The sequence below is a fragment of the Clostridioides sp. ES-S-0010-02 genome (assembly GCA_020641055.1).
Taxonomy (GTDB): domain Bacteria; phylum Bacillota; class Clostridia; order Peptostreptococcales; family Peptostreptococcaceae; genus Clostridioides.
Genome location: CP067345.1, coordinates 876,902 through 891,320 on the forward strand (window position 1 = coordinate 876,902; position 14,419 = coordinate 891,320).

At 28.8% G+C, this 14,419-nt stretch carries 11 protein-coding genes, 1 pseudogene and 1 riboswitch; of the genes and pseudogenes, 10 read left to right on the forward strand and 2 right to left on the reverse strand.

Features of this window, described 5'->3' with window-relative positions:
• Positions 1–100: 100 nt before the first annotated feature.
• Positions 101–877, reverse strand: coding sequence for an IclR family transcriptional regulator (locus JJC01_04390; GenBank protein UDN59106.1), 777 nt, complete (start codon positions 875–877; stop codon positions 101–103).
• Between the two features lie 568 nt (positions 878–1,445).
• Between JJC01_04390 and JJC01_04395 the strand changes: the two genes are divergently transcribed.
• The 8 genes from JJC01_04395 to JJC01_04430 all read left to right on the forward strand — a co-directional run bounded on the left by JJC01_04395 (position 1,446) and on the right by JJC01_04430 (position 9,981).
• Positions 1,446–2,420, forward strand: coding sequence for a 2-keto-3-deoxygluconate permease (locus JJC01_04395; protein UDN59107.1), 975 nt, complete (start codon positions 1,446–1,448; stop codon positions 2,418–2,420).
• A gap of 77 nt (positions 2,421–2,497) precedes the next feature.
• On the forward strand, positions 2,498–2,803 hold the full coding sequence (locus tag JJC01_04400) for a UxaA family hydrolase (protein ID UDN59108.1): 306 nt from the start codon (positions 2,498–2,500) through the stop codon (positions 2,801–2,803).
• Between the two features lie 152 nt (positions 2,804–2,955).
• A complete protein-coding gene (locus tag JJC01_04405) occupies positions 2,956–4,116 on the forward strand; it encodes a UxaA family hydrolase (GenBank protein ID UDN59109.1) in 1,161 nt (386 codons plus the stop codon).
• Between the two features lie 52 nt (positions 4,117–4,168).
• Positions 4,169–5,071, forward strand: coding sequence for a fumarylacetoacetate hydrolase family protein (locus JJC01_04410; GenBank protein ID UDN59110.1), 903 nt, complete (start codon positions 4,169–4,171; stop codon positions 5,069–5,071).
• Positions 5,072–5,154: 83 nt separating this feature from the next.
• Complete coding sequence (locus JJC01_04415) at positions 5,155–6,048, forward strand: dihydrodipicolinate synthase family protein (protein ID UDN59111.1); 894 nt, start codon at positions 5,155–5,157, stop codon at positions 6,046–6,048.
• Between the two features lie 122 nt (positions 6,049–6,170).
• A riboswitch (cobalamin riboswitch) is annotated at positions 6,171–6,351 on the forward strand.
• Between the two features lie 202 nt (positions 6,352–6,553).
• The gene (locus JJC01_04420) at positions 6,554–7,684 is read left to right on the forward strand and encodes an ABC transporter substrate-binding protein (protein ID UDN59112.1); all 1,131 of its coding nucleotides are present in this window, start codon (positions 6,554–6,556) and stop codon (positions 7,682–7,684) included.
• 72 nt (positions 7,685–7,756) lie between these two features.
• A complete protein-coding gene (locus tag JJC01_04425; protein UDN59113.1) occupies positions 7,757–8,782 on the forward strand; it encodes an iron ABC transporter permease in 1,026 nt (341 codons plus the stop codon).
• Positions 8,783–8,784: 2 nt separating this feature from the next.
• Entirely contained in the window at positions 8,785–9,981 is a 1,197-nt protein-coding gene (locus tag JJC01_04430) for an ABC transporter ATP-binding protein (GenBank protein UDN59114.1), read from the forward strand.
• A 174-nt stretch (positions 9,982–10,155) separates the two neighbouring features.
• Here the strand turns inward: JJC01_04430 and JJC01_04435 are convergent.
• Positions 10,156–10,880, reverse strand: a pseudogene (locus tag JJC01_04435) (pentapeptide repeat-containing protein).
• A gap of 425 nt (positions 10,881–11,305) precedes the next feature.
• Between JJC01_04435 and nrdE the strand changes: the two are divergent.
• A complete protein-coding gene (gene nrdE, locus JJC01_04440; protein UDN59115.1) occupies positions 11,306–13,405 on the forward strand; it encodes a class 1b ribonucleoside-diphosphate reductase subunit alpha in 2,100 nt (699 codons plus the stop codon).
• Between the two features lie 12 nt (positions 13,406–13,417).
• On the forward strand, positions 13,418–14,389 hold the full coding sequence (gene nrdF / locus JJC01_04445; protein UDN59116.1) for a class 1b ribonucleoside-diphosphate reductase subunit beta: 972 nt from the start codon (positions 13,418–13,420) through the stop codon (positions 14,387–14,389).
• The last annotated feature ends 30 nt before the right edge of the window (positions 14,390–14,419 follow it).

The window sequence follows — 14,419 nt, forward strand, 5'->3', positions numbered from 1 at the left end:
ACATAGTATTTTTATCATGTCAATAAAAATATTAAAAATAAAAAAGAGCATAAAAAAACAAAGTTGCTGTAATTAAGTCAGCAACTTTGTTTTTATCAATCTAATTTATTATAATATCTTCATTACGTTCTTCCATCATAGATTGAATATTTTTTTGTGCATTTAGAAGTAATTTTTTTATCAGTTCTATTTTTTCTTCACTAGACCTAAAAAGTGGAAGTGTTACGCTAACAGCGGCCCTTATACATCCGTTTTTTCTTATTGGTACAGCAAGGCATTTTAGGTATTCCATTGATTCTTCACATTCTGAAGCTATTTGAGTTTCACGAACTTCAAGAAGCTGGTCATATAAAATATCAAAGTCAGTAATTGATTTTTTTGTAAATCCTTTTAATCCGTCTGGATATAAATTTATTAGTTTTTCCTTATCAAAATCACATAAAAGTGCTTTACCAAGACCTGTACAATTAGCAGGTATCTTTTTACCAACATAAGAAATAAGTCTAATTGGCTCTGGAGAGTCAACTTTTCCAATATAAAGAACTTCGTTATTGTCGAGTATACCAAGTTGACAAGTTTCAGAACAAGAATTAACTATATTAGTCATTTCATCAATTATGTAGTTAAAAATAGTTCTTTTTTCAAAAAACGAAGACCCCAATGTGTAAGAACGTATACCTATGGAATATTTAGACGTATTTTTATCAATAGTAATGTATTTTCTAGCATTAAGTGTATGAACTATAGGAAAGATACTACTTTTTGGAGCATTGATAGCATCTGCTATTTCTGTAAGAGTATATCCATTCTCAGATTCAGCTAATGCTTCTAAAATATCTAATATCCTAGCTGTTGGGCGATGATTATCTGAAGTCATAAATTTCCCCCTATCTTTGTTAATTTAAAGTGTTAGAATATGTTGATTTTAGCATACTGTGTGATAATTTACAATGTAGAAATAAAATATATGACAGTATGTGCAAATAAGCTTTAATTATAAATATTTATAGATGATTTTTTTGATGAAAATTCATACTAAAAACTTGAAATAATTTCCAAAATATACCTGAGAAAGTGAACTGTATTTAGCTATATAATTTAAGATAAGACAATAATAATCGTATTTTATATGAAAATATCGAAATATTGTGAATTTAGATTATATAAATTGGGATATATAGATGTGAAATGAGAAAAATTACTTTTTATATTTTGCATATAATGAAGATAATTGCTAACTATTGCTATATTATCAGATAATTTGAAAAAATTTTGACAAAAATTTATTTTTTTTATTGACTCATAATTGGGAAAATGCTATCATTAATTCAAAGATTCGTAAATAAAAACTTAGTTCTTAAATACGAACCGAAACGGCCGTTAAAATTAAAGCTAAAAAATTTAATACAAGTAATTAAATATCATGTTTTAGGAGGAGTAACTTTATGATAATGGATTTTATTAAAAAAATTCCTGCAGGTATGATGATAGTTCCAATGTTTATAGCAGCTTTCATTAATACATTTTGCCCAGATATTGTACAAATAGGTTCATTTACAACAGCAGTATTCTCAAGTGTTGGCTCTGCAACTATAATAGGGGTTCAACTAGTATGTCTTGGAACTCAGCTTCAATTTAAAGAAATGCCAAAAGTATTAAAAAGAGGAGGAATACTTCTTGGTTCTAAATTTGCTATAGGTGCTTTAATAGGCATACTTATAGGAAAATTATTTGGAATGGATGGAGTATTAGGTCTTACAACTTTGGCAGTTATAAGTGCAGTTACAAATAGTAATGGTAGTATATATCTTTCATTAATGACTTCATATGGAGATGAAACAGATTGTGCAACTATGAGTTTACTTACTTTGAATGATGGTCCATTTTTTACATTGATAGCTCTTGGGACTTCAGGACTTGCAAATGTTCCATTAATGTCATTATTAGCTGCAATCGTACCAATACTTGTTGGTATGATAATAGGTAATTTTGACAAAAAGATGAAAGAATTTTTAGAACCAGGATGTAATTTATTAGTACCCTTTGTAGGTTTTGCACTTGGAAGTAGCATAAATCTTGCAAGTATATTAAAAGGAGGACTATCTGGAGTATTACTTGGATTAATATCTGTGTTTGTAGGAGGTATATTTATAGTATTCTGTGATAGATTTATAGGTAAACGTCCAGGGTATGCAGGATGGGCTGTAGCTACAACTGCAGGGAATGCAATTGCTGTTCCTGCTGCTGTTGCATTAGTTGACCCAACATGGCAACCATATGTTGCAACAGCTACAACTCAAGTAGCAGCTGCAGTAGTTGTTACTGCAATATTAGTTCCTCTTATAACTAGCTGGTGGGCGAAGAAATATGGATGTCCTAAATTCCCAAAACAAAAAGATGATGGGACAATAGTAGCCTGATGAATACAGATATATAATTGCTAAGATGATTTTGTATATTAATAAAACTATATTATTTATAAAGGAGAATAAAGATAATGATAAATGCAGTGATAATTGATGAAAAAGATAATGTTGCAGTGGCTATTGAGGCAATATCTAAGAATAGTGAAATTAATTTTAAATTAAAAGATAAAACGATAAAGACAATAACAGCTTTAGATGATATAACTATTTATCATAAATTGGCTATAAAGGATATGGCTGAGGGAGATAAAGTTACTAAATATGGAGAACACATAGGAGAAGCTAATCAAGAAATAAAAATTGGTCAACATGTACATATTCACAATGTTAAAAGTGTTAGAGAAGATTTAGATAAACAAATTGTATCGAACATATAAAGTAACATTTATAATTCAATAAAAGTCATATTTAGTATTAAATGATTAAATAAGTAGGATTATAGTTATCTAATTAGCAATAAGAATAAAATTTATAGTACAAGAAAATCAAATAAAGTATGATAAATAGACTATTTTAGGAGGAAATCAATATGAAATTTTATGGATATAAAAGACCAGATGGAAGAGTTGGCATAAGAAATCACATATTAATATTACCTACAAGTGTGTGTGCATCAGATACAACGAGAATTATAGCCTCACAAGTTCAAGGAGCTGTTACTTTTAATAATCAAAATGGCTGTTCTCAAGTAAGTTCAGACCAACAATTAACTATGGATGTTATGGCTGGATATGCAGCAAATCCTAATGTATATGGTGTGATAGTTGTGTCTTTAGGTTGTGAAAATTGTCAAAATGACTTGGTAGTTGATGCAATAAAAGAGAGAACAAATAAACCAATAAAGACTCTTGTAATACAAGAAGAACATGGAACTTTAAAAACTATAGAAAAAGCTGTTCGTTGTGCTAGAGAAATGGCACAAGAAGCTTCTATACTTAGAAAAGAAGAATTCCCAATATCTGAACTTATATTAGGGACTGAATGTGGTGGGTCTGACCCAACAAGTGGGCTAGCTGCTAATCCGCTAATAGGAGAATTAAGTGATAGACTTGTTGATTTAGGGTCTACTTCAATTTTAAGTGAAACTACTGAATTTATAGGAGCAGAACATATATTAGCTAGAAGAGCAGTAAATGAAGAAGTAAAAGAAAAAATACTACATATAGTACATAGATATGAAAATTCATTAAAATTAGTTGGAGAAGAAGTTAGAGAAGGAAATCCATCTCCTGGAAATATAGCTGGTGGACTTACAAGTTTGGAAGAAAAATCACTAGGCTGTATACACAAAGGTGGGCACAGAGTAATAAGTGAAGTATATGATTATGCAAAGCAAATTGATAAGAAGGGTCTTGTAATAATGGATACACCAGGAAATGATGCCTCATCTGTTGCGGGTATGGTTGCAGGAGGCGCTCAAGTAGTAGTATTTAGTACAGGGAGAGGGACTCCATCAGGAAATCCAATAGCTCCAGTAATAAAAATAACTGGAAATAAAATAACTTTTGCAAATATGGAAGATAATATGGATTTTGATGCTAGTCCAGTTATATATGGACCACAGACAATGGAAGAATTGACAGATGATTTATTAAATCTAGTTGTAGATGTAGCAAATGGTAAGCAATCAAAAGCAGAATCACTTGGATATACTGAAATGGCAATAGCTAGAGTATGTAATTATGTATAAAATATAAGACTTAAAAAAGTATGCACTTAGAATTTTACTAAAGGGTGATAGTATGAAGTTTGTTAGTTTTAGTAGTATAGAAGATACATCTAAAAAGGTAGGAATTCTCTCAAAGGATGAATTGTTTGTTATTGATGTCAATTCCATAAGTCTTAGTAAATTTTTTATAGATGTAAATGATTTAATTCAAGGTATATCTCAGGATGATATTATTAAGTTAAAAAATATTATAAGTGAAGAATCATTTAATAACTATAATGTTTTTAAAAAAGAGGAGTGCACTATACATGTTCCTATAGAAAAGCCAATACACGATATTTTATGTGTAGGAGTAAACTATAAAGAACATCTTGAAGAAACTCAAACTCATTTTGATAGTAGCTTTGAAGAACCTGAGAAAACAGTCTATTTTACAAAACGTGTGACAAAGGCGATAGGTCCAGAAGATGAGATAGATGCTCACTTTGATATAAATAATCAGTTGGATTATGAGGTTGAACTTGGAGTAGTAATAGGTAAAACAGGTGTTAATATAGAAAAAGAAGATGTAGAAGATTATATCTTTGGTTACACTGTGATAAATGATATTTCTGCTAGAAAGTTGCAAAAAGAACATGTTCAATGGTTTAGGGGAAAGGGATTAGATACATTTACATCTTTAGGGCCATGTATCTTACATAAAAGTGCAGTTTCTTTTCCAGTAAAACTTAATGTATATAGTAGAGTAAATGATGAAGAAAGACAAAATTCTAATACAGAGTTATTCATATCAGATATCTCAGATATAATTTCAGAACTTTCAAAAGGGATGACTTTAGAGGCAGGGGATATTATAGCAACTGGAACACCCTCTGGAGTAGGGATGGGCTTTTCTCCTCCTCTATATATGAATAGTGGAGATGTAATTGAATGTGAGATTGAAAGTATTGGAATATTGAAAAATTATGTTAAGTAAATGTTTTATTATATATAATCTTAAAACATAGGCTATAAGCATATTAAATGAACATATCAAAATAAATTTTAGGAGTTTAAATTATGAAAGCAGAATTTTTGACACCAGTTGTTACAATATTTGATGAAGACGGAAATTTAGATAGAGAAGGAAACAAAAAAGTATATGATTACCTTATAGATGGGGGAGTAGATGGTCTAGTTATAATGGGAAGTACTGGAGAGTTCTTTAATATGTCTATGGATATGCAAAAAGAACTTATAGATTTAGTGGTTAATCATGTCGATAAGAGGGTTAAAGTGTTTATAGGTACAAGTCGTATGTGTGCAGATGAGTCTATAGAACTTTCAAATTATGCACATAATAGTGGAGCAGATGGAGTTATGATAATAAGTCCTTATTATTTCTCGCTTGATGATGATAGTATTGAACTTTTTTATAGTAAGATAGCTGAGAACACAGATGCTGAAATATACCTATATAATTATCCAGATAGAACTGGTTATGATTTAAGTCCAGAACTTACATTAAAGCTTGCAAGAAAGCATGAAAACATAGTTGGATATAAAGATACAGTAACTTTAATGGGACATACTAGAGATTTAATAAATACTATGAAAACAGAGTTCCCAAACTTTAAGATATACAGTGGATATGATGAAAATTTTATACACAACTTAATGTCTGGAGGAGCAGGATGTATAGGAGGATTATCAAATCTAATTCCAGAAGTATGTTCTAAATGGGCTGAAGCTTATAATAATAAGGATATGGATAAAGTTATCGAAATTCAAAAATATATTAATAAAGCAATGGATTTTTATTTAATAACAAATCCATTTATACCAGCAATGAAGAAAGCTATGAATATTAGAGGATTAGAAATAAGTGACTACGTAACTGCTCCATTTATAAAACCAGATGAAAATCAAGTATGTAAAATTAAAACTTTGATGGATGAATTAAATATAAACTAAGAAGATAAAGAGGGTTTTAGATTGATTTTTATAGTCATTTTAAGCCCTCTTTTTGAGTGGATATATTAAATCAACCTTGCAAAGTAATTAACAATAAACTACAATTATCTTAATGAAAAATTAAATGTAAATAATACTAGGGTACTATTTTAGTTTAATAGGGAAAGTGATGTAAATTCACTACAGCCCCCGCTACTGTATACGGATACAAAATCAAATCCACTGAGATTCATAATAATTTTGGGAAGGTTGATGGAGGACAGGCCGTGAGTCAGGAGACCTGCCCAGTATTACATAAATACAATTTAGGGTGGAGATTGTAGTTTATAATAAAATGAGATATCAATTCATTTTTTATAAAATTGATATAGAAGCTTCTCCTTTCTAATTTAGGAGAGGTTTTTTATTTTGCTAAAAAGCTATATTTATAAAATTAATTTTAGTAAAATATTTTTTTAAAATATGTGTAGCCACTCATAAAAAATAAAATAATGGAGTGAAAGTGATGAAATTCAAGTCAAATGTTTTAAAGCAGTTTTTTTTAGTTGTAATGGTAATTTTTTTGGCAGGAGGTATTGTAGGTTGTAGCAAAAAAGACAAAACTAATGAACAAGTTAGTAATGGGAAAAAATTAGAATTAAAATATGCAAGTGGATTTAGTGTTGAGAATTTAGAAGATGGAATTAAAAAGGTTGTTGATGGAGATAATAGAGAACTAATTTTGATTCCTAAAAAGATAAAAATACCTGAAAAATACAAGAATGCAAATATAGTTAGAACACCTGTGGATAATGTATTGATAGTATCTACAACACAAGCTTGTTCTTTAAGGACAATAGGTGAGTTAGATAGTATAAAAGCAGTAACAACAGAAGAACAATATTGGACTATCAAAGAAATTAAAAATTTAATGAAGGATGGGAAGATACATTATGTTGGTTCAAATTTAGCACCAGATTATGAAAAAATAGTAGACTTAAATCCTGACTTGACTATAGTGAGTAGTGGTTTATCAGAAGCGGATACAAAATTTATAGATAAATTAGAAAAATTGGGACTTAACTATGTTGTAGATAATGAATATAAGGAACAAAATCCATTTGGAAGAATGGAGTGGACAAGCTTGATAGCTGCATTTTATGATAAAGAGGATATAGCTACTAGTGAATTAGATAAAACAGTACAAAAAATAGAAGAGGTTAGTAAAAAAATAAAAAACAAAAGTAAACCTAAAGTTGTATGGGCATCTGTATATGAAGGGAATGCTTATATAGCACCTAAAAATTCATATGTAGATAATATGATAAACATGGCAGGTGGAATAAATGCTTGTGCTTCAATCGATTCAAATGAAGGGCGAGTAAGTATTGAGCAATTACATGAAGTGGCAAAAGATGCAGATATATTTGTATATTCATCAAGTTCAGATTATGCACCAAACTTAGAGTCTATAAAATCTAGTGCACCAGTGTTATCTGATTTAGATGTTGTCAAAAATGGAAATTTATGGGTGTTTGCTCCGGATTATTATCAATCAGTGGATAAGACAGATGAATTAATAGTGGATTTAGTTGAAATATTTCATCCAGGTACTACAGGTGAAAAGATTAAGCATTATATAAATTATGATAAATAATAAATAAGATTAAATTAACAAGAAAACTTTATAAATTTGAGTTAATCTAGTTTTATTAAGAGGAGTATATAGATGGACTTTACCAATAAAAACAGAATTAAAAAGACTACTATATTTATAACCTTAATTGTAGGTATAATACTTACTTTTTTGATATGTGTAGCATTTGGTTCTGTAAAAATCGAATTTAAAGAAATAATAGATGTTGTATTAAGAGGAATGGATAGTACAGAACACTATAAAATAATTTATAATATAAGGATTCCTAGAGTCCTTGCAACTATGGTGGGAGGTGCATGTTTAGCAGTATCTGGTATTTTACTACAGATATTTTTTAAAAACCCAATAGTTGAACCATATATATTAGGGGTGTCTTCAGGAGCGACTTTATCAGTAGCACTTATGATTTTAGGAGGATATACATTAGGATTTGAAAGTATAAATTCAATGAGTATATTTATAGCAGCATTTGTAGGAGCTTTAATTGTAATGTCTATAGTTATTCTATTTGCCAGCAAAGTAAAAAATATAACAACACTTTTGGTGATAGGAATTATGACTGGCTATGTATGTAGTGGAATTACAAATATATTACAATCATTTGCAAATAATGAAAAATTGAAGGAATTTACTATGTGGTCTATGGGTAGTTTTTCCGGATTTACATGGGAAAAAGTAGAAATACTTATGATAGTTGGGATATTAGGTCTTTTGATGACTATATTCATAATAAAACCTTTAAATGCTTTTTTACTAGGAGAAGAATATGCAAAGAGTATTGGTGTAAATATAAAATTTTTTAGATTTTTGGTAGTATTTATATCTAGTATACTAGCGGCAATAGTATCAGCATTTGCAGGTCCTATAGGATTTATTGGTCTTGCAGTACCACAAATCTCAAAATTGATATTTAAAACATCAGACAATAGAGTATTGATACCAGTAGTAATTCTTTTAGGAAGTATAGTTACAGCTCTTTGTGATTTAGTATCCAGAGTAATTTTGTCACCAATAGAATTACCAATAAGTGCAATAACTTCATTATTAGGTGCTCCAATTGTAATAATGTTATTGATGAAAAGGAAGGATAGGGCTTAGACATGTTGAAAACTAACAATTTAAGTGTTGGATATGATAAAAAAGTGGTTGTAAGTGATATAAACATAGAGGTGAAAAAAGGAGAAATATTATGTCTTTTGGGAAGCAATGGAGCTGGGAAAACTACTATATTAAGGTCTCTATCTAAACTTATAACACCGATAAAAGGTGAAATATATTTAAACGATATGGATATAAGGCATATATCCAGAAAGACATTGTCTAAAATGATGGCTTTAGTACTTACAAATAGATTATTAGGAGATTTAATGACTGTACAAGATGTAGTTAATATGGGGAGATATCCTTATACAGGATTTTTTGGAAATCTCTCTAAAAAAGATTTAATGATGGTGGATGATTCATTAAAATCTGTAAATGCCCTTCATTTAAAAAAAAGATATTTTGATGAACTTAGTGATGGTGAAAAACAAAAAGTCTTGGTTGCAAGAGCATTAGTTCAAGAGCCAGAAATAATCATATTAGATGAACCTACAACCCATTTAGATATAAAGCATAGATTGGAACTTATGAATATACTAAAAAAACTAAGTAAGGAAAAATCAATATCAGTAATACTTTCATTACATGAAATAGATATAGCACTAAAAAGTTGTGATAAGGTTGCTCTTGTAAAAAATAACAAAGTTATAGCTTATGGTCAGCCAGAAGATATGGTAGACGAAAATATGATAAATTCACTCTATGAATTAGAGGATAAAAATTTTAATAGTTTATTAGGTGCAGTAGAAATTAGCAATAAATCAAAAAATGAAGTTTTTATAATTGGTGGAGGTGGTAAAGCAACACCAATCTACAGAGCTTTTACTAAAAGAGGCATAGGTATATATTCTGGCATAATACATGAAAATGATATTGATTATGAAATTGGTAGGACTATGGGCATAAAGTTGTTTACAGAAAAGCCATTTGAGTCAATAAGTGATGAAAGTTTCGATTTGGCTATTAGAAATTTAAATAATTCTAAGATTATAATAGACACAGGATTTAGCGTAGGAGAAACTAATAAAAGAAATATAGATATTATAAAAGAGGCTTTAAAAATAAATAAAAAAGTTTATTCATTTAGAAATAAAAGTGAGAGTAATAAGTATTATAAGAGTCTGAGTAATAATATAGAATATGTAGATAAAGTTTCTAAAATGGTGGATAGTATTGATATAAATAATTTACTGTAAATTGTAACTTATGGCATATTTAGAAATGATAAAATATATAAAAGAGTATCATAAGGAGATTTTTAAAGTGCATTTTTTAAATCTCTAGATACTCTTTTTTAGAAAATATTTATTTAGTAATACATTTTTTTATTGTGTATTTTCAATTACACACTTCAATAAAAAAATAATACTTTACAGATAACCAACAGCTTCTTCTCTAGTTAAAAAAAGTGAATTCCTGTAGTTGATTCTTTCCATCTATTTTCATGAAAATTTTCAGCTACCACCATTTCTCCTACTCTATATATAAAATTTTCATCAGCATATGCACGAGCAGTTTTAAAAGATTCTTTGCCATCTATACTTGTAATCGACAGTACTTTTGCTTTATCACATCTACAAGCATTTGATGTAGCAGATACTCTTTTTGCGTCACTTGGTATTAATAATTGTACCATTCTAAAATTAAAACATTTTTTATAGCCTATAAACGCTCCTGTTTCAGGACAGTATAATTTAAAAAAACGAGTACTTTCATCTGATATTACTCCATCCAATGTAGCATATTCTAAATTAGAATTTTCTAGATTAGTACCTCTAATATCTGAGTTAGATAAATTACAAAATCTAAAATTTGCACCACTTAAGTCTGTATTTTTTAATATAGAATTTTTTAATGAACAATCTGAAAAATAAGAATTCTTAAAGCTAGAGTTTTCTAAATCTGCATTTTCTAAATTTAAATTGATAAGGTCAGACCAGGAAAAGTCAATATTACTTAAATAATATCCTCTTAAATCCATATTTTCTAATCTTACTTCTTTTAAATCAGCTCTTTCTCCATCGTTATTATTTTTAAGCCATAAATAATGTTTCTCAAGTGTTTTTTCTAATTCTTGTTTAGAAATAGTTTTCATTAAAATCACCTTCACAAATTTATTTTTATATATTTAGTAGCAAAATAGTCATATATTTAATTATATAACAATGAATAAAAAACTTCTAAATAATATATAAAATATTAAATATATTATTGAAGATTTATTATCTCTAGTAACATATAAACACTGGGTAAACATTTTTATGGTTTTATTTAAAGAATAAAATAATATCAGTAATACAATAATAAAAGTTTAGATATAAAAAAATTTGTGTATATACTATATGTAGTATATAATAGATAAAGCACTAACTATATGTAGTGCTTTTGTTTTTGAAAAATACTTATTATGCCCTATAATTATAGGTTGTTTTTGGAATTTACGCTGATAAATATTAAAAGAAATAATAAGTAAATTAAATGAAATTATAGCACAAGATTATGTTAAAAGGACGGTAAATAATGAATTGGATAGAGCTTAACAATCAAGTGATAATTAAAAATGAACAAGGGAAATATCAACTGGAAAAGGATAAGGAAGCCCTAAGTAGTTACATAGAAGAATTTATAAATCCAAAGTTAAAGAAATTTAATAATCTAGAAGAAAGATTGAAGTATCTAATGGATGAAGGTTATTATTTAGAAGAAGTAATACATAAATATAGCATGGATTTTATTAAAAAGATATACAAACTTATTGAGGAACATAAATTTAAGTTTCAATCATATATGAGTGCAAATAAATTTTATCAAAATTATGCATTAAAAAGTAATGATGGAAAAGAGATATTAGAAACATATAATGAAAAAGTATTAATTGTAGCTTTAACATTAGGAAATGGTGATGAGAGTCTAGCTTTAAACTTGGCAGACAAAATAGTAAAACAAGAATTTCAACCAGCTACACCTACATTTTTAAATGCTGGAAGAAAGAGAGCAGGAGAAATGGTATCATGTTTTTTACTATCTGTAGAAGATAGCACAGAAGGTATTTCATATGCGATATCTTCATCAAATCATTTATCAAAAATAGGTGGAGGAGTTGCGTTAAACTTATCTAAGCTTAGAGCATCAGGTGAATCTATTAAAGATATAGAAGGTGCAGCTGGAGGTGTTGTTGGAGTAGCTAAAATGTTGGAACAATCATTCAGCTATTTTAATCAGATGGGAGCTAGACAAGGTTCTGGTGCAGTTTATCTCACAGTATTTCATCCTGATTTTGAATTATTGATGGATACTAAAAAGATAAATGCTGATGAAAAAATAAGACTTGCTACATTATCGCTGGGAGCTATTATACCTGATAAATTTATGGAGTTAGCAGAAAAAAATGAAGTAGCTTATGCATTTTATCCTCATACTGTGTATAAAAAGTATGGAGTTTACCTTGATGAGATAGAAATGAGTGAGTGGTATGATAGATTAGTTAATGATGAAGATATAAGAAAAAAAGAAATAAATCCTAGACAAATGTTGACTAAAATAGCACAAATGCAACAAGAAAGTGGATATCCATATGTAGTGTATATAGATACAGCCAATAGGGAACATACATTGAAAGAGGTTGGTATGGTAAAAATGTCTAACTTGTGTTGTGAAATCTTCCAGTATCAAACATCTTCAGAAATAGAAGGCTATGGTGGAGAAAATAAATGGGGTCAAGATATAAGTTGTAATCTTGGTTCTTTAAATATAGCAAATGTTATGGACAATAAAACTATAGAAAGCACAGTTGAGACATCAATAAGAGCATTGACATTTGTAGCGGACAAAACAAACATAAAGCCAGTACCAACTGTAAATAATAGTAATAGCAAATCTCATTCTATAGGATTGGGAGCTATGAATTTGCATGGATACTTAGTAAGAGAAAATATTTTATATACTTCAGAGGATGCTGTAGAGTTTTCTGATGTATTTTTTGCAATGATTAGATATTATTCAATTAAAGCATCTATGAAAATAGCTATAGAAAAAAATCAAACTTTTGAAGGGTTTGAAAAATCAGAATATGCTAAGGGAAGAAAAAGCAAGGTATTATCAAAATACTATGAACAATCTTATCTACCTAAGCTAGAAAAGGTAAAAGCATTATTTGAAGGTATTTATATACCAACAAAAGAAGATTGGACAAAATTATTGGATGAGGTCAAAGAAAAAGGTATATATAATGCATATTTAATGGCAGTAGCCCCAACTCAAAGCATTAGTTATGTCCAAAATGCAACATCAAGTATAATGCCAATTACTGAGCCAGTAGAAGTAAGAACATATGGAGATTCAACTACAATATATCCAATGCCATTTTTAACTAATGAAAATATGTTGTATTATCAATCAGCATATAGAATGGATATGAGGAAAGTTATAGATTTAGTATCAACAGTTCAACAACATGTTGACCAAGGAATATCAACAACATTGTTTGTTACAGATGAAAAGACAACTAGAGATATAGCTAGACATTACATATATGCATATAAAAAAGGTCTTAAAAGTTTATATTACACAAGAACAAAGATGACAAGAGATACTCATGAGTGTCTAGTATGTTCAGTATAGGGAGAGAAATATATGACATTTAAATTACATAAAACACATGATGCAGTTAATTGGAATAAAGAAGAAGATGGATTCACACAGGCTTTTTGGGAACAAAATGTAAAACAATTTTGGCTTCCTGAAGAAATATCTGTCTCTAAAGATATTAAGGTATGGAATGAATTAGATGATAATGAAAAAGACTTATATAAAAAAGTGTTAGGTGGACTGACCTTATTGGATACAAAGCAAGGGAATAATGGAATTCCATCAATGATGGGTTTAACAGATAATCTTCAAAGAAAAGCAGTTTTATCTTTTATGGGTACTATGGAAGAAATACATGCAAAAAGTTATTCTTCCATATTTATGACTTTGCTTTCTAACTCCGAGATAGATGATTTATTTGAATGGATAGAAACAGAGCCAACATTACAACGAAAGGCTGATTTAGTTCTAGCTCAATATGAAAATACTACAAACCAAAAGAATTTATATTTATCAATGGTTACAAGCGTGTTTTTGGAGAGTTTCTTGTTTTATTCAGGATTCTTTTATCCATTGTATCTGTCTGGTCAAGGAAAAATGGTGGCTAGTGGAGAAATAATATCACTTATTCTTAGAGATGAATCTTTACATGGTAAATACATAGGGCTTCTTGCACAAGAGATATACAATTCATTTAATAATACTGATAAGAAAAAATTAGAAGATAAGATGTATTCTATACTTGCTAGTCTTATGGAAAATGAGATAGAGTATACAAATGTAATATATAAAGATAGTGGACTTGAAGAAGAGGTTGTAGATTTTTTGAAATACAATGCAAATAGAGCTTTAGAAAATTTAGGATTTGAAAGACTCTATAATGTAAATGCTATCAATCCAATTGTGTTAAATGGACTTAGTACTGAAACTAAAACACATGATTTCTTTTCAACTAAAGGTAATGGATATCAAAAAGGGGTCTATGAAGAGTTAGAAGATGAAGATTTTATAATATAATTTATTTTATAAAATGTGACACGCTGATGT

Bases quoted from the DNA above. Each gene is read 5' to 3' on its own strand.
- JJC01_04395 (UDN59107.1), top strand. From the start codon at position 1,446: ATGATAATGGATTTTATTAAAAAAATTCCTGCAGGTATGATGATAGTT.
- nrdF (UDN59116.1), top strand. From the start codon at position 13,418: ATGACATTTAAATTACATAAAACACATGATGCAGTTAATTGGAATAAA.
- JJC01_04400 (UDN59108.1), top strand. From the start codon at position 2,498: ATGATAAATGCAGTGATAATTGATGAAAAAGATAATGTTGCAGTGGCT.
- JJC01_04430 (UDN59114.1), top strand. From the start codon at position 8,785: ATGTTGAAAACTAACAATTTAAGTGTTGGATATGATAAAAAAGTGGTT.
- nrdE (UDN59115.1), top strand. From the start codon at position 11,306: ATGAATTGGATAGAGCTTAACAATCAAGTGATAATTAAAAATGAACAA.
- JJC01_04405 (UDN59109.1), top strand. From the start codon at position 2,956: ATGAAATTTTATGGATATAAAAGACCAGATGGAAGAGTTGGCATAAGA.
- JJC01_04415 (UDN59111.1), top strand. From the start codon at position 5,155: ATGAAAGCAGAATTTTTGACACCAGTTGTTACAATATTTGATGAAGAC.
- JJC01_04410 (UDN59110.1), top strand. From the start codon at position 4,169: ATGAAGTTTGTTAGTTTTAGTAGTATAGAAGATACATCTAAAAAGGTA.
- JJC01_04420 (UDN59112.1), top strand. From the start codon at position 6,554: ATGAAATTCAAGTCAAATGTTTTAAAGCAGTTTTTTTTAGTTGTAATG.
- JJC01_04390 (UDN59106.1), bottom strand. From the start codon at position 877: ATGACTTCAGATAATCATCGCCCAACAGCTAGGATATTAGATATTTTA.
- JJC01_04425 (UDN59113.1), top strand. From the start codon at position 7,757: ATGGACTTTACCAATAAAAACAGAATTAAAAAGACTACTATATTTATA.